At 71.1% G+C, this 22132-nt stretch carries 18 protein-coding genes; 16 read left to right on the plus strand and 2 right to left on the minus strand.

The features are described 5' to 3' along the window. Positions 1–24: 24 nt before the first annotated feature. The 7 genes from OG302_RS27395 to obgE all read left to right on the plus strand — a co-directional run bounded on the left by OG302_RS27395 (position 25) and on the right by obgE (position 10209). Positions 25–1368 (plus strand): hypothetical protein, encoded by a 1344-nt coding sequence (locus tag OG302_RS27395; RefSeq protein WP_371529192.1) that lies wholly within the window; start codon positions 25–27, stop codon positions 1366–1368. A gap of 46 nt (positions 1369–1414) precedes the next feature. Further along, on the plus strand, positions 1415–2218 hold the full coding sequence (locus OG302_RS27400; protein WP_371529193.1) for a TIGR03936 family radical SAM-associated protein: 804 nt from the start codon (positions 1415–1417) through the stop codon (positions 2216–2218). Between the two features lie 236 nt (positions 2219–2454). Then, complete coding sequence (locus OG302_RS27405; RefSeq protein ID WP_371529194.1) at positions 2455–6354, plus strand: Rne/Rng family ribonuclease; 3900 nt, start codon at positions 2455–2457, stop codon at positions 6352–6354. 181 nt (positions 6355–6535) lie between these two features. Further along, positions 6536–7885: a phospholipase D-like domain-containing protein gene (locus OG302_RS27410; RefSeq protein ID WP_371529195.1), complete on the plus strand. Its 1350-nt coding sequence runs from the start codon at positions 6536–6538 to the stop codon at positions 7883–7885. A 164-nt stretch (positions 7886–8049) separates the two neighbouring features. Next, entirely contained in the window at positions 8050–8370 is a 321-nt protein-coding gene (gene rplU, locus OG302_RS27415) for a 50S ribosomal protein L21 (protein WP_361828232.1), read from the plus strand. Positions 8371–8381: 11 nt separating this feature from the next. Beyond that, positions 8382–8636, plus strand: coding sequence for a 50S ribosomal protein L27 (gene rpmA, locus OG302_RS27420; protein ID WP_030564037.1), 255 nt, complete (start codon positions 8382–8384; stop codon positions 8634–8636). A gap of 133 nt (positions 8637–8769) precedes the next feature. Further along, positions 8770–10209: a GTPase ObgE gene (gene obgE / locus OG302_RS27425; protein ID WP_371529196.1), complete on the plus strand. Its 1440-nt coding sequence runs from the start codon at positions 8770–8772 to the stop codon at positions 10207–10209. Positions 10210–10340: 131 nt separating this feature from the next. Here obgE and OG302_RS27430 read toward each other — a convergent pair whose 3' ends face one another. Beyond that, the gene (locus OG302_RS27430; RefSeq protein ID WP_371529197.1) at positions 10341–12431 is read right to left on the minus strand and encodes a hypothetical protein; all 2091 of its coding nucleotides are present in this window, start codon (positions 12429–12431) and stop codon (positions 10341–10343) included. Positions 12432–12714: 283 nt separating this feature from the next. Between OG302_RS27430 and proB the strand changes: the two genes are divergently transcribed. From proB to OG302_RS27455, 5 genes are all read left to right on the plus strand, one after another. Then, positions 12715–13905 carry a glutamate 5-kinase gene (gene proB, locus OG302_RS27435; protein WP_371529199.1) on the plus strand — a complete coding sequence of 397 codons (1191 nt, stop codon included), beginning with the start codon at positions 12715–12717 and terminating at the stop codon, positions 13903–13905. A 108-nt stretch (positions 13906–14013) separates the two neighbouring features. Then, positions 14014–14493 carry a hypothetical protein gene (locus OG302_RS27440; RefSeq protein WP_371529200.1) on the plus strand — a complete coding sequence of 160 codons (480 nt, stop codon included), beginning with the start codon at positions 14014–14016 and terminating at the stop codon, positions 14491–14493. A gap of 74 nt (positions 14494–14567) precedes the next feature. Beyond that, complete coding sequence (locus OG302_RS27445) at positions 14568–15878, plus strand: glutamate-5-semialdehyde dehydrogenase (protein WP_371529201.1); 1311 nt, start codon at positions 14568–14570, stop codon at positions 15876–15878. 78 nt (positions 15879–15956) lie between these two features. Continuing rightward, positions 15957–16529 carry a hypothetical protein gene (locus tag OG302_RS27450; RefSeq protein WP_371529202.1) on the plus strand — a complete coding sequence of 191 codons (573 nt, stop codon included), beginning with the start codon at positions 15957–15959 and terminating at the stop codon, positions 16527–16529. A 66-nt stretch (positions 16530–16595) separates the two neighbouring features. Next, positions 16596–17663 (plus strand): hypothetical protein, encoded by a 1068-nt coding sequence (locus OG302_RS27455; RefSeq protein ID WP_371529203.1) that lies wholly within the window; start codon positions 16596–16598, stop codon positions 17661–17663. Positions 17664–17737: 74 nt separating this feature from the next. On the opposite strand, the gene OG302_RS27460 is transcribed toward OG302_RS27455, so the two are convergent. Beyond that, positions 17738–18865 carry a M48 family metallopeptidase gene (locus tag OG302_RS27460; RefSeq protein ID WP_371529204.1) on the minus strand — a complete coding sequence of 376 codons (1128 nt, stop codon included), beginning with the start codon at positions 18863–18865 and terminating at the stop codon, positions 17738–17740. 100 nt (positions 18866–18965) lie between these two features. Between OG302_RS27460 and OG302_RS27465 the strand changes: the two genes are divergently transcribed. The 4 genes from OG302_RS27465 to OG302_RS27480 all read left to right on the plus strand — a co-directional run bounded on the left by OG302_RS27465 (position 18966) and on the right by OG302_RS27480 (position 22023). Next, positions 18966–19283 carry a hypothetical protein gene (locus tag OG302_RS27465; RefSeq protein ID WP_371750400.1) on the plus strand — a complete coding sequence of 106 codons (318 nt, stop codon included), beginning with the start codon at positions 18966–18968 and terminating at the stop codon, positions 19281–19283. Positions 19284–19367: 84 nt separating this feature from the next. Continuing rightward, positions 19368–19529, plus strand: a complete 162-nt coding sequence (locus OG302_RS27470; RefSeq protein WP_361828207.1) for a hypothetical protein — start codon at positions 19368–19370, stop codon at positions 19527–19529. Between the two features lie 63 nt (positions 19530–19592). Further along, positions 19593–20231: a nicotinate-nucleotide adenylyltransferase gene (gene nadD / locus OG302_RS27475; RefSeq protein WP_266867029.1), complete on the plus strand. Its 639-nt coding sequence runs from the start codon at positions 19593–19595 to the stop codon at positions 20229–20231. A gap of 16 nt (positions 20232–20247) precedes the next feature. Next, complete coding sequence (locus OG302_RS27480; protein WP_371529205.1) at positions 20248–22023, plus strand: LCP family protein; 1776 nt, start codon at positions 20248–20250, stop codon at positions 22021–22023. Positions 22024–22132 lie beyond the last annotated feature (109 nt).

Here is a 22132-nt window from a genome sequence, read left to right on the forward strand (position 1 = left end):
CGCCACTGACGCGTCTAGGACGGCATGGACCTGGAAAAGCGGCCCCCGCTCGACGAGCGCGCGCCCGAGCCCGAGCAGCGGCTCACCGCACCTCAACCGCAGGCCGACGGCTGTCTCGCCGTGGCGATCCGCATTCCGGTGCGGATCGTGGTGCTCGTGCTCGTCGTGCCGGTGCGCCTGGTGTGGGACGCGCTCGCCGTGTGCGGCCGCTTTCTGTACTTCAGGGCCCTGCGGCCCATGGGTCGTGCGTTCGCCTGGGTGGGTCGGACACTGATCATGACGCCACTGGTGTGGCTGCTCAAGGCGGTGTTCGTGTGGCCGTGGGTGGGGTTGTGGCGCTATGTGGCCGTGCCGGTCGGCAAGGGTCTCGCGTGGCTGGGTCGCGTGCTGATCGTCATCCCCGCCACCTGGCTGTACGCGTCCGTCCTCACGCCCCTCGGCCACGGCATCGCCTGGCTCGCGCAGGGCACCACCTTCGCCGCGATGTGGCTGCTCAAGGCGGTGTTCGTGTGGCCGTGGGTGGGGTTGTGGCGCTATGTGGCCGTGCCGGTCGGCAAGGGCCTCGCGTGGCTGGGTCGCGTGCTGATCGTCATCCCCGCCGGCTGGCTGTACGCGTCCGCGCTCACGCCGCTCGGCCACGGCATCGCCTGGCTGTGCAGGGCCATCGGGCACGGCGCCGTCTGGCTGGGGCGGACGCTCGTCGTGATCCCCGCCGTATGGCTGTACGCGTCCGTCCTGACGCCGGTCGGGCACGCGATCGCCTGGCTGGCCAAGGGAATCGGGGCGGGCATCGCCTGGACGGCACGGGGGATCGGCTCCGGGACGATGTGGCTGCTGCGGGGGATCGGGACGGTGCTCGCCACCCTGGGGCGCTGGATCTTCGTCGTGCCCGCCGTCGCCCTGTGGCGCTGGGTCCTCGCTCCCATCGGGCGGGGTATCGCGGTCGTCGCGCACGAGATCGGTGCCGCGCTCGGACACGCCTGGCGCATCGCCGGATATGTCTCGCTCGCCGTGGGCCGCTTCCTGGGCAAGCTCCTGCGGTGGCTCTTCGTCGACCCGGTGCGCTGGGTGTACCGCGCGGTCCTCACTCCCGTGGGGCACGCGGTACGTGACGGGATCTGGCGCCCGGCCGCCCGGGCGGTCAAGGACGCGGGCCGCGCCACCCGGCAGGCCCTGGCCGCCGCCCGCCAGAGCGTGCGGGACGCCCGTGCCGACGTACGGCGCATGCTGTTCGGCGCGCCGAAGGAGCGGGTCCCCGTGGCGGCGGCCCCGAGGGAGCCCGCGCCGGTGCCGGTGGCCCGGCGGGAACCTGACACGGCGGGGACACGTACTCTAGGTAGCAGTACGACCGCACTCACGAAGGACTAGAACACTGGGCAAGCGACAGCCCGAAGGCCCGCCGCCCGCTCCCGCGGTGCAGCGCATCCGACTGCGCTACACCAAGCGCGGCCGCCTCCGGTTCACCAGCCACCGTGACTTCCAGCGCGCCTTCGAGCGGGCGCTGCGCCGCGCCGAGGTACCCATGGCGTACTCGGCGGGCTTCACCCCGCACCCGAAGGTGTCGTACGCCAATGCCGCACCCACCGGCACCGGCAGCGAGGCCGAGTACCTGGAGATCGCGCTCACCGAGGCGCGTGACCCCGACAAGCTGCGCGTGCTCCTCAACGAGTCGATGCCCACCGGCCTCGACATCGTGGACGCCGTCGAGGCCCGCACGTCAGGGCTCGCCGACCGGCTCACCGCGTCCATCTGGGAGCTGCGCCTGAACGGCGTGGAGCCCGCGGACGCGGAGCGCGCCGCCGAGGCCTTCCGGGCCGCGGAGGTGGTCGAGGTCCAGCGCCGCGCGAAGAACGGCATGCGGACCTTCGACGCCCGCGCGGCCGTCGTGAGTCTTGAGACGCTCGCTCCCGGCGAGGCGCTCAGTCACGACGCTGATAGGCCGACCGACCAGCCCTGTGCGATACTGCGGCTGGTTGTTCGGCACTTGACACCTGCCGTGCGACCCGACGACGTCCTGTCCGGTCTCCGAGCTGTGGCCGACCTGGCGCCGCCGGTCCCCGCAGCGGTGACCAGGCTGGCGCAGGGGCTTCTTGACGACGAGACCGGCACGGTGACCGACCCGCTCGCGCCCGACCGCGAGGCAGCCACGCCCCCGTCTGAGAATGACGGGGCCGCCACAGCCACCGCGAAGACGCCGGCGCAGGAAGGTCCCGCGTAGGGACGGATGTCGTAGCGCCGCCCTGGTACTCGGGAGCCACCTGGGTCGGGCAGCGCACTGACCGAGACTTTCGCCAGGCCGTCCGCATTTGGGCGTACGGAACCGGCGAGACAGACACATAGAGCTCCCGTGCGGCGCCCACGCCCCCGGATGGCGGCCCCGCGTAGCTGAGCGAGGGCCGCGGACATCACCGGACCAGGCGCGGCGCCCGGGAGCGTGACGGGAGAACCGCCCGCATGCATGAGCCGAACGAACCCACTGAGGGCTCGGACAACAACACACCCAGCGACACCCTGCCGCCGCGCCGCAGGCGCCGTGCGGCGTCGCGCCCCGCGGGCCCGCCCGTGGGGGCCACCGAGGCCACCGAGGGCACTGCGCCAGCCATACCGGCCACCCCCGCCGCCGAAGAGCCCGCAGCGGCCGTGACCCCGGAGCCCGCAGCGGCCGAGGAAGCCGCGCCCGCGCCGCGCCGCCGCCGTGCCACCCGCCGTGCCTCGGCTCCCGCCGGTGCGCCGCAGGGCGCCGAGACGCACGCCGAGGCGCCGGTCGCCGAGCCCGCCCCGGCCGCGGCCGAGGCCGAGCCCGAAGAGACCGCTCCCGCCCCGCGCCGCCGCCGCGCCACGCGCCGCGCCTCCGCGCCCGCCGGTGCGCCGCAGGCCGCCGCCGAGACGCCGGTGGCCGCTGAGTCCGCCGTGCAGGAGCCCGCCGCCGAGGCCGCGCCCGAGGCGCAGCCGGAGTCCGGCGACGCCGCCCCGCGCCGTGCCCGCCGCCGCGCGACCCGTGGCTCGTCCGCGCCCGCCGCCGAGCCGCAGGCCGCCGAGCAGGCCCCCGCCGCCGAGCCGAAGGCGGACGCCGCGCCTGCCGCGGCCAAGCAGACCCCCGAAGCGGAACCCGCCGAGGAGGACGCGCCCACGGGCCGCCGTCCCCGCCGTGCCACCCGCAAGGCCGCCGCCGGATTCTCGGCGCCTGCCCCGACGCGGGCCCGCAAGGCGCGCGGCGGTGACTCCGACGAGGACTCCGGGCGCAAGCCGCGCCCCGCCGTCGCCGTCTTCCAGGCGCCCGTGTTCGCCGCGCCGATGTTCCAGACCCCCGAGAGCGCTGCCGCCGCTGCCGCCGCCGAAGCGGCCGACGAGCCCGCCGAAGAGGTCGAGGCCGAGCCCGTGGCCGCCGCCCCCGTGGTGGAGGAGGAGACGGGCCCGCGCCGTCGCCGTCGCCGCGGCCGTGCCTCCGACGAGCAGCCCGCCGCCGAGCGTGAGCCGGCCAAGGCCGCGCCGCAGCCCGTCGAGGCCGAGGCCCCCGAAGCCGAAGAGGCCGAGGACACCGCCGAGGACGCCGACAGCCAGGACAGCCAAGACAGCCAGGACACGGACGAGTCGGACGACTCCGGTGAGCGGCACGGCCGCCGTCGCCGTCGCGGTGGCCGTCGCCGCCGCCGCGGTGAGTCCGCCGACGACTCCGGCGACCAGCAGGACTCCGACCACGAGTCCGACACGGACGCCTCAGCCGAGCAGGGCCAGTCCACCGACGACGCCGAGGACACCGCCGATCAGGGCGACGAGGACGCCGACGACAACGGCTCGGGCTCCGGCTCAAGCAGCAGCCGTCGCCGTCGTCGCCGCCGTCGTCGCGCCGGTGACTCCGGTGAGGGCGAGAACACCGCGGACGGCGACCCGGAGCGTACGGTCGTCAAGGTCCGTGAGCCGCGCAAGAAGGAAGAGCGCGAGCTCGGCACCGGCGTCGACGAGGTCACGTCCATCAAGGGCTCGACCCGCCTTGAGGCCAAGAAGCAGCGCCGCCGCGAGGGCCGCGAGCAGGGCCGCCGCCGCGTCCCGATCATCACGGAGGCCGAGTTCCTGGCCCGCCGTGAGGCCGTCGAGCGCGTGATGGTCGTCCGCCAGAACGGCGAGCGCACCCAGATCGGCGTCCTCGAGGACAACGTGCTCGTCGAGCACTACGTCAACAAGGAGCAGGCCACCTCGTACGTCGGCAACGTCTACCTGGGCAAGGTCCAGAACGTGCTGCCGTCCATGGAGGCCGCCTTCATCGACATCGGCAAGGGCCGCAACGCGGTCCTGTACGCCGGTGAGGTCAACTTCGAGGCGCTCGGGATGGCCAACGGCCCCCGCCGCATCGAGTCGGCCCTGAAGTCAGGACAGTCGGTCCTCGTGCAGGTCACGAAGGACCCGATCGGCCACAAGGGCGCCCGCCTCACCAGCCAGGTCTCGCTGCCCGGCCGCTACCTGGTCTACGTGCCCGAGGGCTCGATGACCGGCATCAGCCGCAAGCTGCCCGACACCGAGCGCGCGCGTCTGAAGACCATCCTCAAGAAGATCGTCCCCGAGGACGCGGGCGTCATCGTGCGCACCGCCGCCGAGGGCGCGAGCGAGGACGAGCTGCGCCGTGACGTCGAGCGTCTGCAGCAGCAGTGGGAAGAGATCCAGAAGAAGGCGAAGAACGGCGGCGCCGCGCCGACGCTGCTCTACGGCGAGCCGGACATGACCGTCCGTGTCGTCCGCGACATCTTCAACGAGGACTTCTCGAAGGTCATCGTCAGCGGCGAGGACGCCTGGGAGACCATCCACGGATACGTCTCGCACGTCGCCCCCGACCTGGCCGACCGCCTGCAGCGCTGGACCTCCGAGGTCGACGTCTTCGCGACGTACCGCATCGACGAGCAGCTGATGAAGGCCCTGGACCGCAAGGTCTGGCTGCCCAGCGGCGGCTCGCTGGTGATCGACAAGACCGAGGCGATGATCGTCGTCGACGTCAACACCGGGAAGTTCACCGGCCAGGGCGGCAACCTCGAAGAGACCGTCACGAAGAACAACCTGGAGGCGGCCGAGGAGATCGTGCGTCAGCTGCGGCTGCGTGACCTCGGCGGCATCGTCGTCATCGACTTCATCGACATGGTCCTGGAGCAGAACCGGGACCTGGTGCTGCGGCGCCTCCTGGAGTGCCTGGGCCGCGACCGTACGAAGCACCAGGTGGCCGAGGTCACCTCGCTGGGCCTGGTCCAGATGACCCGCAAGCGGGTCGGCCAGGGCCTGCTGGAGTCCTTCTCCGAGACCTGCGTCCACTGCAACGGCCGCGGTGTCATCGTGCACATGGAGCAGCCGACCTCCGCCGGTGGCGGCGGCAAGCGCAAGAAGCGCGGTCGCGGCGGCTCGGAGCAGGGCCAGGAGCACACGCACGAGCACGACCACGAGGCGCTCGACATCACGGACGAGGTCGAGACCGAGTCCGAGGCCGAGGTCGCCGCGGAAGCCGCCGCCCCGGTGGCGCTTCCCGAGCCCGAGTTCGTGCCGGACGAGGAGCTGTACAGCAGCGCCTCCGAGGCCGAGGCCGCGGCATCCCGCGGTGGCCGTTCGCGCCGCAGGGCGACCCGTCGGGCCTCGGCTCCGGCCGGCGCCCCCAAGGCGGAGTCGGCTCCCAGGGAGGAGGCCGCGCCCAAGGCGGAGAAGCGGGGCAGGTCCCGTGCCGCCAAGGCCGAGGCACCTCAGGCCGAGGCTCCGGTGGTCGAGGCCCCGGTGGTCGAGACCCCCGCCGCCGCGGAGGACCCGGTCGTCGAGGTGGCCCACGAGGCGCCCGCGGACGACGCGGCACCCAAGGGGCGCACGCGCCGTCGTGCGACCCGCAAGGCGACGTCGCCCGCCGGTTCGCCGAAGACGGACCGGACCACCGAGCCGGAAGCCGCCGAGGTGATCGTCACCGAGGCGCCCAAGGCGGAGCCCGTAGCCGAGCCGGTCGCGGCCGAGCCGGTGGCCTCTCCCGACAAGGCCGACGCCGCCCCGGCCCGTCCGCGCCGCCGTGCGGTCCGCAAGGCCACCGCGCCGACCGCGTCGGAGGATGCGGCCGTCCTGGTCGTCCCGTCGGCCGAGAAGGCCGCTCAGGCCCCTGAGAAGGCCGACACGGACGCCGAGGCTCCCGCCGAGGAAGCCGCTCCGGCCAAGAAGGCGGCGCGTAAGACCGCCGCCAAGAAGGCGCCCGCGAAGAAGGCGGCCGCCAAGAAGACCGCGGCCAAGAAGACGGCCGCAAAGAAGACGACGGCCAAGAAGGCGTCGAAGACGACGAAGAAGACCGCTGCGGCGGAGCAGGCACCGGCCGGTGTCAAGGCTTCCGCGGCCGACGAGGGCTGACCTCCTTCTTTGTAGTCCGTACATATGACCGGATGCCCCCGGCATGGTGATTTCTCCATGCCGGGGGCATCTGGCTGTTGGAACGCGGTGAAGCACCTGTAAAACTCATGCGGTTGGTGAAGGAGCACACGGGCGTGGTGTCTGGGGAGACGTCGCGTTCGTGTCAGGGAGGGGTTGGACAATGGCGCACGGTCGCCTGAGAGGCACGGGTCGTCACCGTGCCGCGAAACAGATCAAGGGCGGCCGGCAGGCCGTCGCGCTGGCCACGGTCCTGTCGGCGGCGGGCATCCAGTCCGTGAGCGCCGTGGGGACGGCGGCGGCCGACGGGGAGCCGCCCCTGGTGGAGGCGCCGATCTTCAACGATCCGCTGGGCACTCCCGAGCAGCAGTACGCGATCCGGACGCGGCTCATCGAGCTGACGAACGCCGCGGTGCCCGGCTCGACCATCAAGGTCGCTGTCTACCACGTGTGGGAGGCCTCGGTCGTCGACGCGCTCGTGCAGGCCAAGCAGCGCGGTGTGCACGTACAGATGGTGCTTGACGAGACCAGCAGGAGCGATCGCCCCACGAACACCTCGTACAGCAGGCTCGCGGCGGAGCTGGGCACCGACAAGAGCAAGTCGTCCTTCGTGACGCTCTGCCCGACGGGCAAGTCCTGCCTGGGCGACCCCAGGTACGGCAAGTCGATCATGCACAACAAGTTCTGGCTGTTCTCGCAGGTCGAGGGCGCCAGGGACGTCGTCGTGCAGACCACGTCGAACTCGACGCCCTCCGCGCACACGAAGTTCTACAACGACGCGCTGCAGCTCCCGAACAACCCGACGATGTACGAGGCGTACGCCGACTACTTCGCGGACATGACGCGCAAGGACTGGCGGAACTGGGACTACCGCACGGTGAGCGACGGCCTCTACAAGGCGTACTTCTTCCCGCGCTCCGGCACGGTCAACGAGACCGACACCATGTACTCGGTCCTGAACAACGTGCAGTGCAACTACAGGGACGCGGCCGGGGTGGCCCGGCACACGAACGTCCGCGCCTCGATCTTCAAGATCACCCGGAAGCAGATCGCCGACAAGCTCGTCTCGCTCAAGAAGGCGGGCTGCACGGTCAGCATCGTCTACGCCGAGACCGACAGCGCCAAGAGCCAGGGCGGCACCCCCGGCACCTGGGAGGCGCTGCACAAGGCCGGTGGCCCCACGATGCGCTGCTTCAACGACGACCGGGACCCGCTGCACCCCGGCACCAAGCTCGTGACGCCCTACATCATCCACTCGAAGTACCTGCTCATCGACGGCATGTACGACGGGAAGCAGAACAAGATCTCCTTCACCGGGTCGCAGAACTACACGGCGCCCGCGCTGCGCGAGAACGACGAGGCGATCGTGAAGGTCGACGACGACTCGGTGCACGACGCGTACCGCGGTCATTTCGACCGGGTGCGGACCATCGCCTGGCCGGGCAAGGCCGACAGCACGGATCTGTGCAAGGGCGTCAAGCCGCTGCCGCCGGACGGCGAGAAGCCGGTTTGACCCTTGTGGCCCAGCCCCGTAATCTTGAGCGTCGGCGTGTCAATAGACACGCTCAACCCCTGTAAACCTAATTTCCTTCCGGCGCCTGGCGCTCGGGAGAGGCCGACCGTGCGAACGGCCGGCTGGACTGCGGGGGTCCCGTTCCGAGCGAGAGAGAGATCCGCGTGTACGCCATCGTGCGCAGCGGTGGTCGCCAGCACAAGGTTGCTGTCGACGACATCGTTGAGGTTGACAAGATTCCCACCGCCAAGGTTGGCGACACGGTCGAGCTCTCGACCCTGCTCGTTGTCGACGGCGAAGCCGTCACCAGCGACCCGTGGGTGCTGGCCGGCATCAAGGTCACGGCCGAGGTCGTGGACCACCACAAGGGCGTCAAGATCGACATCCTTCGGTACAAGAACAAGACCGGCTACCGCCGTCGCCAGGGTCACCGCCAGCAGTACACGGCGATCAAGGTCACCGGTATCCCCACGGCTGCGAAGTAAGGGACTGAGACATGGCACACAAGAAGGGCGCATCGTCCACTCGGAACGGGCGCGACTCCAATGCTCAGCGGCTCGGCGTGAAGCGCTTCGGCGGTCAGACCGTCAACGCCGGTGAGATCCTGGTCCGCCAGCGTGGCACCCACTTCCACCCGGGCTCGGGCGTCGGCCGCGGCAAGGACGACACCTTGTTCGCGCTGGACGCCGGTGCGGTGGAGTTCGGCACCCACCGTGGCCGCAAGGTCGTGAACATCGTTCCGGTCGCCTGAATCAGGCTTCCGTAGAACAGGTTCTTCGCGAGGGCGGACCTCACTTCCCTGTCGGGAAGCGGGTCCGCCCTTCGCGTGTTACACCTAGGGGCATTTCGCCCCGACATTCCGCACGTTTCTGGAGGCACACCCCATGACCACCTTCGTGGACCGCGTCGAGCTGCACGTCGCCGCGGGTGCCGGAGGCCACGGCTGTGCCTCCGTCCACCGTGAGAAGTTCAAGCCGCTCGGCGGCCCCGACGGCGGCAACGGCGGCCGTGGCGGTGACGTGATCCTGGTCGTCGACCAGTCGGTCACGACGTTGCTCGACTACCACCACTCCCCGCACCGCAAGGCCACCAACGGCGCCCCCGGCGCCGGCGACAACCGCTCCGGCAAGGACGGCCAGGACCTCGTCCTGCCCGTGCCGGACGGCACCGTCGTCCTCGACAAGCAGGGCAACGTCCTCGCCGACCTCGTCGGCCAGGGCACGACCTACGTGGCCTCGCAGGGCGGCCGTGGCGGCCTCGGCAACGCGGCGCTGGCCTCGGCCCGCCGCAAGGCGCCGGGCTTCGCGCTGCTCGGTGAGCCGGGCGATGCCGGCGACGTCGTCCTGGAGCTCAAGACCGTCGCGGACGTCGCGCTCGTCGGCTACCCGAGCGCGGGCAAGTCCTCGCTGATCTCGGTCCTGAGCGCCGCCAAGCCGAAGATCGCGGACTACCCGTTCACGACGCTCGTCCCCAACCTCGGTGTGGTGACGGCCGGTTCGACCGTCTACACCATCGCCGACGTGCCCGGTCTGATCCCGGGCGCGAGCCAGGGCAAGGGCCTCGGCCTGGAGTTCCTGCGGCACGTCGAGCGCTGCAGCGTCCTGGTGCACGTCCTGGACACGGCGACGCTGGAGTCCGACCGTGACCCCGTCTCCGACCTCGACATCATCGAGGAGGAGCTGCGGGAGTACGGCGCGGGCCTGGAGAACCGTCCGCGCGTCGTCGTCCTCAACAAGATCGACGTACCGGACGGACAGGACCTCGCGGACCTCGTCCGGCCCGACCTGGAGGCCCGCGGCTACCGCGTCTTCGAGGTGTCGGCCGTGGCGCACAAGGGCCTCAAGGAGCTGTCCTTCGCGCTCGCCGAGGTCGTCGGCGCCGCGCGTGCCGCGAAGCCGAAGGAGGAGGCGACCCGCATCGTCATCCGTCCCAAGGCCGTGGACGACGCGGGCTTCACCGTCAAGCTCGGCGACGACGGCATCTACCGCGTGCGCGGCGAGAAGCCGGAGCGCTGGGTGCGCCAGACGGACTTCAACAACGACGAGGCCGTCGGCTACCTCGCGGACCGCCTGAACCGCCTCGGCGTCGAGGACGCGCTCATGAAGGCGGGCGCGGGCACCGGTGACGGCGTCGCCATCGGCCCCGAGGAGAACGCGGTCGTCTTCGACTGGGAGCCCTCGGTGATGGCCGGCGCGGAGATGCTGGGCCGCCGCGGCGAGGACCACCGCCTGGAGGAGCCCCGTCCCGCGGCGCAGCGTCGCCGGGAGCGGGACAGCGAGCGGGACGAGGCGGAGAAGGCGTACGACGACTTCGAGCCGTTCTAGGCGGGGCGCCCGGAGCAGTGCAGTACGGAGAAGGCCCCCGGAGCTTCGGCTCCGGGGGCCTTCTCTTGTTCGTACACCGCGTGCGGGTGCGTGGGGGCTTGTCGCGCAGTTCCCCGCGCCCCTACGGGGCCTTACGCCGTGACCGAGTCCTCTGCGCCGTTCTGTTCGGCCGGGTCGGACTCCATTTCTTCCGCTGCGTCCTCCGCCGCGCGCTGGCCGGGGATTTCCGCGTCGATGCGGGTGGCCATGCGGATGCGGCGTTCGTCGGCCTTGGCCGAGAGCGCGAGGGCCGCCTGGTTGAAGCGGACCAGCGAGGGCGGGTCCGAGGGGCCCAGGAGGTGCTCCTTGAGGGCCGCGCGGGCCTCGGCGTGGGCGTCCTTCTCCGGGGAGCGGACGGCCTCCAGGAGGGCCGGGACGCCCTCGGCGGTCGGGGAGAGGATCGTTGCCGCGCTCACCGTCGGGAAGCCCGCGCGGAAGTCCGCCTCGGACATGCCGGACGTGTTGGCGACCGCGTACGGCTTCTCGTTCGTCAGCCAGTCGGAGACGACCGAGGAGACATCGCTGATCAGCAGGTCCGCCTGGTTGAAGCAGGAGAAGATCGCGGGGCGCGCCGTGGTGATGATCTGGTGCTCCCACTCGGGGAACGACGCCCAGTACGCCGCCTCCCACGCGGCCGTCGCCTCGGCGACCGCCGCCTGCTGGTCCCCGTCGGGGGTGCCCTGGAGCATCATGCGCTCCATCTCGTCCACGCTCTTGCGGAACGCGGTCGAGGTCAACTGGTCCAGCTCGGCGGCGCGGCGCGCCAGTTCGGCGGCCGCCTCCGGGCCGGGACGCTCGCCCGAACGCTTGGCGGCGGCCTCGCGGATCATCGCCTTGATGCGCAGGTCGGCGGCGCCGGCGCGGGGGTCCTGCGAACCGGTCATCGGGTGCGGCTTGTAGATGAGCCGGACGCCAGGGTCGGCGAGGAGGTGCCGGACGATGTTCTCGCCCGCGAGGGTCACCGACGTGTTGCCGGGGTTGCCGTCCCAGCCCTCCCAGGTGGGGGCGTACAGCACGGTCGTGAACGGGCCCGTGGGGGCGCCCGTGGACCGCAGGATCGGGGACAGCTGGGGGCGGCCGACCTCGACCACGTCCTTGTCGTCCACGCCGACGTCGGCGGCTTGGTAGCGGTCGCGCGCGGCGGGTCCGGCCACCCACACCTCGTCGTACGCCTTCGCGTACGGGTTGCAGGAGGACAGCTTGTCGCTCTCGCCGTGGTTGATGAAGGCGTGCTTGATCGTCGGGATGCGCAGGACCTGCGAGGTCTTCGCGGCGTTCGCCGGGTGCAGCATCATCTTCAGCGTCGAGGTCTCCAGGGAGAACATCGTCGCGACCTTCGGGAAGCAGATGATCGGGACGTCCGTCGCGTCGATCTTCTGCACCATGAACCGCTCACGCAGCACGATCAGCGGCTTGCCGTCGAGCTTGGAGAGCGTGGAGAGCCACATGTTCGCCTGGTACGCGGACGTGGCGCCGCCCGAGAAGTACATGGCGACGGACGGCTGGTACTCGGCCAGCCAGTTGTCCAGCCACTCCATGACCTTCTCGTCGTTCTTCGCGCGCTTCTTGGGGAGCAGCCACGTGGCGAGGTAGATCGCGCCGAGGCCCATCAGGGCGATGGAGATCCCCAGGCCGATGCCGCCCCAGTACGCGTCCGTGGTGCCCGCGGTGACCATCAGGCCGGCCGTGGCGGGGATCGAGAACGTGAGCAGGCGGTGGGCCTGGCGGCGCGAGAGGATCCGCGGCGGGGCCTTGGTCAGGTGCAGCTCGGACGTGTCGATGTTGCGCGTGACGATCGGCAGCTGCCGGCGGCGGCGCACCAGTATGGCGGTGGCCTGGCAGCCGAAGTGCAGGAAGTAGAAGGCAAGCAGCGAGATCGTCAGCGGCGACTGCTCGGCGAGCGGCTCGATGCCGTCGATGCGCAGCAGGCCGACCAGGATCAACATGTCGCGCAGGAGCTGCCTGACGGTGACATCGAAACGGATCTTGCCAAGGAGGGAGAGGAGCCCCGGCTGCTTGTACTGCAGATAGACGTCGAGCGCGAGGTTCGCCGCCGATGCGGCGATGAACACCGGTACGTACGGGACCAGCGCGCTGACGAGCTGGGCCGTGAAGAGCGCGAACATCGCGAACAGCGCGGTGAGCTGCACGATGCGGCGGGGTGCGAGTCCGGCAGAGGGCACGGGCTTGGGCTCCTGGCGGGGGATCGGATGGGGGTGATGGGGGGAAGGCGGGGAAGTCGACCACTGACCGTATGACGTGCGGTGGTCCTGTAGCAATCTTCCGTGACGACAATCACCGGATAAAGGGGCAAAGGTACTGAACCTTCGGGCGAGGATTTGCCTCCGGGGAGTCTTCGGTCCGTCCCTCGAAATGGATGGGCGGCACACGCGCTCACTCGCGTAGATTGCTGGTCCGGCAGGGATCCGGCAGGGATCGGGATCTTCGGGATCATTGGGGAAGCACGTGGCTGGGGCAAGGCAGGGCATCGCAGAGGCCCACAGGATCGTCGTCAAGGTCGGGTCCTCGTCCCTGACCACCGCGTCGGGGGGCCTGGACGCCGACCGCGTCGACGCCCTCGTCGACGTGCTGGCCAAGAGCCGCAGCGGCGGCGAGCGCGAGGTCGTGCTCGTATCGTCCGGTGCCATCGCGGCCGGTCTTTCGCCGCTGGGGCTCCGTAGGCGCCCCAAGGACCTGGCGAGGCAGCAAGCGGCCGCCAGCGTCGGCCAGGGGCTTCTCGTGGCCCGCTACACCGCTTCCTTCGCGCGCTACGGCGTACGCGTCGGGCAGGTGCTCCTCACCTCCGACGACATGGCACGGCGTGCCCACCACCGCAACGCCTCCCGCACCCTCGACCAGCTCCTGGCGATGGGCGCGCTGCCCGTCGTGAACGAGAACGACACGGTGGCGACGGACGAGATCCGCTTCGGCGACAACGACCGGCTCGCCGCGCTCGTCGCCCATCTCGTCCACGCCGATCTCCTCGTCCTGCTCTCCGACGTGGACGGCCTCTACGACGGCGACCCGGCCAGGCCGGGCACCTCCCGGATCTCCGAGGTGACGGGCCCCGCCGACATAGCGCACGTCCAGATCGGCAGCGCGGGCAAGGCGGGCGTCGGCACCGGCGGCATGGTCACCAAGGTCGAGGCCGCGCGGATCGCCGCCGCGGCCGGGATCCCGGTGGTCCTGACCTCCGCCAGCCAGGCCGCCGACGCCCTCGCTGGCCGCGACACCGGCACGTACTTCCACCGCACGGGCCGCCGCTCCGCCGACCGGCTCCTCTGGCTCCAGCACGCCTCCGAGCCGCAGGGCGCACTGACGCTCGACGACGGGGCGGTGCGCGCGGTCGTCGAGGGGCGCAAATCGCTGCTGCCCGCCGGCATCGCGGCGGTCGAGGGCGACTTCGCCGCGGGCGACCCGGTCGAGCTGCGGGACACCGCGGGGCGGGCCGTGGCGCGCGGTCTGGTGAACTTCGACGCCAAGGAGCTCCCGCAGCTCCTCGGCCGTTCCACGCGGGATCTCGCGCGGGAGCTCGGACCGGCGTACGAGCGGGAAGTGGTGCACCGGGACGACCTGGCGCTGCTGCACGACCAGCTCCGCGCGCCCCGGCCGAAAACAGCCGCGAACGCCGTGCGAGGACCGGCCCCTGCGAGGTGAAACTCCCCAAAACCGCCCCGCGGAGGCGCTTGGCCTGCTCAACTTTGTTCCAGACACTTCCGCACGACCATTGCGTATCCGCACCACCATTGCGTAGAGGAGGCCGTCGTGAGACGAGTGCGCCCGGGGGCTCCGTCCCGCGCGCCGGCCGAACGGTCCCTGACCAGCGTTGCCGCGGGGGCCACGTACACCGGTGACACGCAAGCGGCGGGCGAGACGGACGAGAGGGAGGGCGAGACGGTGGACGCGCCCCGTCTGTGGCACGTCACCCTGAGTGTCTCGGGGAGCGAAGCCCCGCTGAAAGAGGTCAGGCGTGGCCTCGAACAGCTCGCTCACGACCACCCCTTTCTGCTGACCAGCAGGTATGCGCCCGACCACGCGGAGATCCGGTACTGGGAAGAGGCCCGCGACCTGCACGACGCGGCCGCGGTCGCGCTCCGGCTCTGGGGCGAGCACCGGCAGAGCGCGCAGCTCCCGCCCTGGGAGATCGTGGGGCTGGAGGTGATCGACCGCGACACGTACCACCAGCGCATCGCGGAGGGGTACGGTCCGCTTCCGGCGACCCCGGTGGGCGTGCACCCTTTTTGAGCCGTCGTGAGCACCGTGGTCTCGGCTGCTGAAACAGTGGGTGGACCCCGGCCGCCGCCTATTACGCTGCGGGCATGACGTCCCTCACCCCTCCGTTCTCGGGCCTGCCGTACGACAACCTCTCGCCCGTCGCCCAGGCCGCCTACCGCGCCCGCGGCGCCGCCGCGACGCTCGCGCCGCTGCCGCGTGCCGCCAAGGACGACGCGCTCCTGGCGATCGCCGACGCCCTTGAGGTGCGCACCGCCGAGATCATCGAGGCCAACGGCAAGGACACCGCCCGTGCCCGTGAGGCCGGGACGAGCGAGTCCATCGTCGACCGTCTGACGCTCACCCCGGAGCGGGTCCGCGCCATCGCCGCCGACGTGCGCGACGTGGCGGGCCTGCCCGACCCCGTCGGTGAGGTCGTCCGCGGCTCGACCCTGCCGAACGGCATCGACCTGCGCCAGGTCCGCGTCCCGCTGGGCGTCGTCGGGATCATCTACGAGGCCCGCCCGAACGTCACCGTGGACGCCGCCGCCCTCTGCCTGAAGTCCGGCAACGCGGTACTCCTGCGGGGCTCGTCGTCGGCGTACGAATCGAACACCGCGCTGGTCCGGGTCCTTCGCGACGCCGTCCACGGAGCGGGTCTGCCCGCCGACGCCGTCCAGCTCGTGCCGGGCGACAACCGCGACTCCGTGCGCGAGCTGATGCGCGCCCGCGGCCTCGTCGACGTCCTCATCCCGCGCGGCGGCGCCTCGCTGATCAAGACCGTCGTCGAGGAGTCCACCGTCCCGGTCATCGAGACCGGCACCGGCAACTGCCACGTCTACGTGGACGCCGAGGCCGACATCGACATGGCCGTCGACATCCTCATCAACTCCAAGGCCCAGCGCCCCAGCGTCTGCAACGCCGCCGAGACCCTCCTGGTGCACGCGGACATCGCCGACGCCTTCCTGCCGCGCGCGCTGGACGCCCTCGCCGAGGCCGGGGTCACCGTGCACGCCGACGAGCGGGTCATCGGGTACGTAGAGGGCACAGACGGGTCCAAGGCCACCGTCGTGCCCGCGACGACCGAGGACTGGGAGACCGAATACCTCTCGTACGACATCGCGGCCGGCATCGTCGACTCCCTGGAGCAGGCCGTCGAGCACATCCGCCTGTGGACCTCCGGGCACACCGAGGCGATCGTCACCACCTCGCAGCAGGCAGCGCGCCGCTTCACCCAGCTCGTGGACTCCACCACGGTCGCCGTGAACGCCTCCACGCGCTTCACGGACGGCAGCCAGTTCGGCTTCGGCGCCGAGATCGGAATCTCCACGCAGAAGCTGCACGCCCGGGGCCCGATGGGGCTTCCCGAGCTGACGTCGACGAAGTACATCCTCACCGGCGACGGCCACACCCGCTGAGGCCGCCGAGTCGGAGAGCGGCGGCCTAATTCCCTTACCGTCTGCCCAGATTGCCCCTTCCGGGGCTAGGCTGGAAGGGTGCCGGAGGACGTGGGGGGCACGCCGTCGTTTCCTGACGGCTGGGAGCCCGACGACGACCACGACCGCGGGGGTGCGGACGAAGAGTTCGCCTCCGTGGTCTTCGACGAGGCCTTCGTCAAGGCCGCCGAGATACATGAACCCACCGCGGTGGAGCGGCTGTTGGCCGCCGCCCAGGCGCGGGCCGAGGCCTCCGAGGCCGAGAGCCGCCGGGCCCGCACCCGGGGCTCGGGCCGTGACGCGGCGGACGACGACCTCTACGACGAGGGCTTCGGCCCGGACGGCGGCGAGTTCGGCCACGACGCGGACCTCGACGACGTGTACGACCGGGAGTTCACCGAGGACGGATACGGCCGCCAGGGCTATGGCGGCCGCAACCGCTGGCACCGCCCGGTCGCCTGGATGCTCGCCCTCGTGATGGGCATAGGCATGGTCGCGCTCGCCTTCACCGCTGTCTACCGCGGCGCGTCGGCGGGCCGCCAGGACCCTTCCCCGCCGCCGGTGTCCACGGAGCCGTCGGCCTCCGCCGAGTACGGCCCGCCGCCGGTGTCGGCGACGCCCCGCACCCCGTGAGAAGTTGTCAGAACTTGTCGCGTACCAGGGCGTTTACCTGACCGCGCGGAGACCTACCCTGAAGGTATGGGCGGGCCAGGAGAACCACCTGAGGGGACACCCGAGGGTGCTCCCGCCGGTGGTGAGGACGAGTACCGATCCGTCGTGTTCGACGAGTCGTTCGTCCGCGCCGCGCGGCTCCAGGAGTACTCCGCGCAGGAGCGCATGAGTGACCACACCCATGCGGTGCGCCGCCGTCCAGCCCGCCACCGGCACCTCTCCAGACAGGCCGTGATCCTCGTCGTGCTGATCGCCGTCGCCTTCGGCACCGCGATCTACATGGGCGTACGCCACCCGTACCAGAACCCGGCCGCCCAGCGCCCCGAGCCGCTGCGGATGACGGTCATCCCGCTCGCCCCGCCGGGGCCCGTGCCCGGCGCCGAGAAGGTGGCCGAGCTGTACGAGCACAGTCCGGCCGCGCAGTTCCGGGTGGGCGCGTCCGGCATCAACCTCCCCGCCGCGCACCGGACCTCGCACTTCTCGGACGGTCAGGTGATGACCGCGCTGACCACCGCCAAGGACTATCTCGTGGAGTCGTCGCTCGACCCGGACGTCCTCACCGGCGGCGCCGTGCGCTCCACGAGGATCCTGCTCGACCCGAGGCAGCTCGACCAGTTCGACGAGAGCTTCGCCCACCCGGCGGCCGACGGCCGGCACGCGCCCACCGGCTGGCTGGTGCGGTTCGACCCGACGAGGACCGCCCTCGCCTCGCCCGGCATCCGCGTCCACGGCACGCTGCACGCCACCGAGGCGGACAAGAACACCCTTGAGGTGTCCTCGGACCACACCTTCGTCTACGCGCTGCGGCCGGCCGGCAAGGGCGAGCACGTCAAGGCCTCGCTGTTCACCGTCCGCCGTGAGCTGCAGTTCCGCTTCGACCGCGACGACCTGCGGATGCGCCAGGCCGAGCTGCTCGTCTCGTACATGCAGGCGGGCCCGCTCGCCTGCTCCGCCGACGCCGCCAACCAGCTGCGGCCGCTGCTCGCCGGACAGAAGGCGAAGGCGGGCGGCCCCGCGGGCACCGACCCGTACGCGACGGGCGATGCCACGGCGCTGTGCGGCTCGCTCTCGGCGGCCGCCCAGCCCTCGCTCTGAACCCTGCGGGTCCTGCGGGTCCTGCGGGTCCTGCGGGACCTGAGGGTCCCAGGGGCCCTGACCGGCTTCGGCGGTTACCCGGCTTCGTCGGTCGGCGGGTCGTCGTTCCGGCCGCCGCCCTGCTTCCCGCTCTGTCCGCCCTGCCCGGTCTGACCGCCCTGCCCGGTGAACTTTCCGCGCAGTTTGCCGCCCAGGTCGCCCGCGCCGCCCGCGATGTCGGTGACCAGCTTCATCAGCGGGTCCTTGCTGTTGCGGACGTCGTCCGTGTAGCTGGAGGCCGACTGGCGGAAGGAGTCCGACACCGAGGTGTCCTTGTCCTCGTCGCGGCGGGGGTAGTGGCCGTCCATGATCCGCTGGTAGTCGCGGGTCTCGGCCCACTTCTTCAGCTCGGCCGCGCGCACGGTGGTGAAGGGGTGCGTACGCGGCAGGACGTTCAGGATCTTCAGGACCGAGTCGCGCAGATCGCCCCCGGCCTCGTACTCCTTGGCCTGCTCCAGGAACGCGTCCACGTTCATCTCGTGCAGGTGGTTGCCGCCCGCGATCTTCATCAGGCCGCGCATCGACGCCTTGAGGTCCTGGCCCACCAGGAGCCCCGCGCGGTCCGCCGACAGCTCGGACTTGCGGAACCACTCGCGCAGGGCGGTCACGATCGCCATGATCGCCACGTTGCCGAGGGGGATCCAGGCGACCTTGAGCGCGAGGTTGGTGAGGAAGAGCAATATCGTCCGGTACACCGAATGGCCGGAGAGGGCGTGGCCCACCTCGTGACCGACGACCGCGCGCATCTCCTCCTCGTCGAGCAGCTCGACGAGACCCGTGGTCACCACGATGATCGGCTCGTCCAGGCCGATGCACATCGCGTTCGGGTTCGGGTCCTGGGTCACGTACATCGGCGGGACCTTCTCCAGGTCCAGGATGTAACAGGCGTCGCGCAGCATGGTGTTGAGGTGCGCGAACTGTGCGTCGGAGACCCGTACGGAGTCCGAGAGGAACAGGAGACGCAGGCTCCGCTCGGGGAGCAGCCCGCTGAGTGCCTTGAAGACGGTGTCGAAGCCGCTGAGCCTGCGCAGGGCCACCAGGGCCGAGCGGTCGGCCGGGTGTTCGTACGCCCGTGACGAGATGCCGGGGAAGCGCCTGCGCTGCCTGCTCGGCACGTTCTCGTGGCCACCGCCCTGCCGGCCGTGGTCGTTGTCGTCGGTCATTGCCCCATCCCCCATGCTCGTCCAGTCATGCCCCCGAGGTGGGCCCCAGCCTAGGCGGAGATACCGTGACAGGGCAGCACAGCGAATGGAGTCGCCCGTCATGCCCGTCATGGAGCACAGCGCCGCAGCCCGCCACTGGGTCACGGAGGCGGCCGCGCTGGCCGCGAAGGAGCAGGGGGCGGGCAATCTGCTCCGCGTCGTGCTGATCGTCATGGTCGTCGGCTGCGTGCTCGTGGCGTGGTTCCTGCTGCGCGGTTACCGCCAGGGTGCGGACGCCGAGCGGGGGAGCGGTGACGCCGAGCGCCCCGGCAAGGGTGCCGAGCCGGATGCGGCGCCGGATGCCGAGCCGGATGCCGCGCCCCGTGAAGGCCGTGCCGGTGAGGGCGACGAGAACGACCGCGCCGACCACAACAGCTGAGTCGACGTGAGCTCTGCCGGTGCCCCCGCATACGATGGCCCGGAAGTCTTTGTCCCGCCCACCTCCGGATAGGTCCTGCCGACGATGAGCCTCCACAGCACCGCCTCCCAGCTGGTCACTCTCGCCTCCGAGGGTGAGCACGGCGGCAGGCACGAAAGCCTCAGCCCTCTCATCACCGGTGGTGGCGCGTTCGTCGTGCTGCTGCTGCTCCTGTGGATCACCACCCGTTTCAACCGCGACCGCTGACCGGTCTCACGGAACGGACGGCTGAAACAGAGCCCGTCGACCGGGCCGGTAGGGTCTGCACGCATGGGAGAGCAGGACATGCCTACCGGTCCCGGCACCGGCCCGGCCAGCAAGGGGAAACGCCGCCTGGGCGTCATGGGCGGAACGTTTGACCCGATCCACCACGGACACCTCGTGGCGGCCCAGGAGGTCGCCGCGCAGTTCCACCTCGACGAGGTGGTGTTCGTGCCGACCGGGCAGCCCTGGCAGAAGAGCGACAAGGTGGTGTCCCCGGCGGAGGACCGTTATCTGATGACGGTCATCGCGACGGCCGAGAACCCGCAGTTCTCGGTGAGCCGCATCGACATCGACCGCGGCGGACCGACCTACACGACGGACACGCTGCGCGATCTGCGCACGCTCAATCCCGACACCGACCTCTTCTTCATCACGGGCGCCGACGCCCTCGGCCAGATCCTCACCTGGCGCTACACCGAAGAGCTGTTCTCCCTGGCGCACTTCATCGGGGTCACCCGGCCCGGCCATACGCTGGCCGACCCGGGCCTGCCGGAGGGTGGCGTCTCGCTGGTGGAGGTCCCGGCCCTCGCCATCTCGTCCACGGACTGCCGTGCGCGGGTCGCGAAGGGGGACCCCGTCTGGTACCTGGTGCCGGACGGTGTGGTGCGTTATATCGACAAGCGAGAGCTGTACCGCGGCGATTGAGCCGAGAGGGGCACCGGTGAACGACCGACAGTACGACCCGTATGCGGGCGGCGACCCGTATGCGGGCGAGTACGCGGCTGATCAGTACCAGGTCGTCGGGTACGACGAGTACGGGCAGCCGGTGTACCAGCAGGTACAGCCCTCGGCTTCGTACGACCAGTACGGGGCTCAGGCCCAGCAGCAGCAATCGCAGCAGCAATCGCAGCAGCAGCCGCCCCAGCAGCAACAGCAGCAGCCGCAGGGCTACGGGTACGACCCGTACGCGACGGGGCAGCAGGCTCCTGTCCCGCCGTACGACTCTTCGTACGGCACCGGGGCGTACGGCTCCGATTCCTACGACTCCGCTTCGTACGGGACGTACGACCAGCAGCAGGCCCACCAGCAGCCCCAGCAGGCCCACCAGCAGCAGGCAGCCCAGGCCCAGCAGACGCAGACCGGCTGGATCCCGCAGCAGTCGCGGCAGCCGGAACCGGAACCCGAGGCGGAGCCCGAGCCCCGGCGCCCGCAGGAGCGCGAGCGCGACCCCGCGTACGAGACCCAGCAGTTCTCCTTCATCGAGGAGCCGGACGAAGAGTCCGAAGACGTCATCGACTGGCTGAAGTTCACCGAGAGCCGCACCGAGCGGCGCGAGGAGGCCAAGCGGCGCGGGCGTTCGAGGGTCGTCGCCCTCGTCGTGGTGCTCGCGCTCGTGATCGCGGGCGGCGTCGGCTACCTCTGGTACGCGGGCAAGCTGCCGGGCCTCTCGGACGACGCGGCCGGCGGCGGCGACGTGGCGGCCGGACCGCAGAACCGCGACGTGATCGTCGTCCACCTGCACAACACCAAGGGCGGCGGCACCTCCACCGCGCTCCTGGTGAACAACACCACCACCAAGCGCGGTGCCACCGTCCTGCTGCCCAACTCCCTCTCCGTGACGGACGACGAGGGCGCGGGGACGACGCTCGGCAAGTCGGTCGACGACGACGGTTCGACCGGTACCCGCGAGTCGATCGACAGCCTGCTCGGCACGCAGGTCGAGGGCACCTGGCGCCTCGACACCCCCTACCTGAACAACCTCGTCGAGCTGGTCGGCAACATCGACATCGACACGGACGCCAATGTGCCGGACCCCAAGGCCAAGAAGGGCGAGGCGCCGCTCGTCAAGAAGGGCGAGCAGCAGACCCTGAGCGGCCCGATGGCCGTCGCGTACGCCACCTACCGCGCGACCGGCGAGTCCGAGACGGCCCAGCTGGGCCGGTTCGGGCAGGTCATGCAGGGCGTCCTGCGGAAGCTGTCGTCCGACCCGCAGGCCGCGACGACCACGGTCCAGTCGCTGGCCCAGATCCTGGACCCGTCCCTCAAGGAGAAGGACCTCGGCGCCTTCCTCGCCAAGCTCGCCGACCGTGCGAAGGGCGGCGACTACGCCACGCAGCTCCTCCCGGTGCAGCAGGACGGGACGCTGTCGGAGAAGGCCGGCGCGAGCGTGGTCAAGAACGTCCTGGGCGGCGCGGTCAAGAACCCGGACAAGGACGCGGCCGTACGGGTCGGCGTCAAGAACGCGTCCGGCAGCAAGGGCGCGGGACAGGAAGCGCGCATCTCGCTGGTCAATGGCGGCTACACCTTCGTGGACGGCGGCGCGGGCTCCGGAGCCCAGGCCGCATCGCGGGTCACGTACGCCGACGCGGACAAGAAGGCGCAGGCCACCGAGGTCGCCAAGACCCTCGGCCTGCCGGACAGCGCGGTCCGCAAGGGCAAGACCGCACCGAACGCCGATGTGTCGGTCGTCCTCGGCCAGGACTACAAGGCGGGCTGACGCACGGACCCCGGCCGGGGGCCTTTCCGGCCGGGGTGACGCAGCAGACAGGGTGATCGAGCGATCGTCGGGGGTGGTGTCGGCGGTCCGTGAGACCCTTGGGGTGTCT

The sequence above is a fragment of the Streptomyces sp. NBC_01283 genome (assembly GCF_041435335.1).
Classification (GTDB): domain Bacteria; phylum Actinomycetota; class Actinomycetes; order Streptomycetales; family Streptomycetaceae; genus Streptomyces.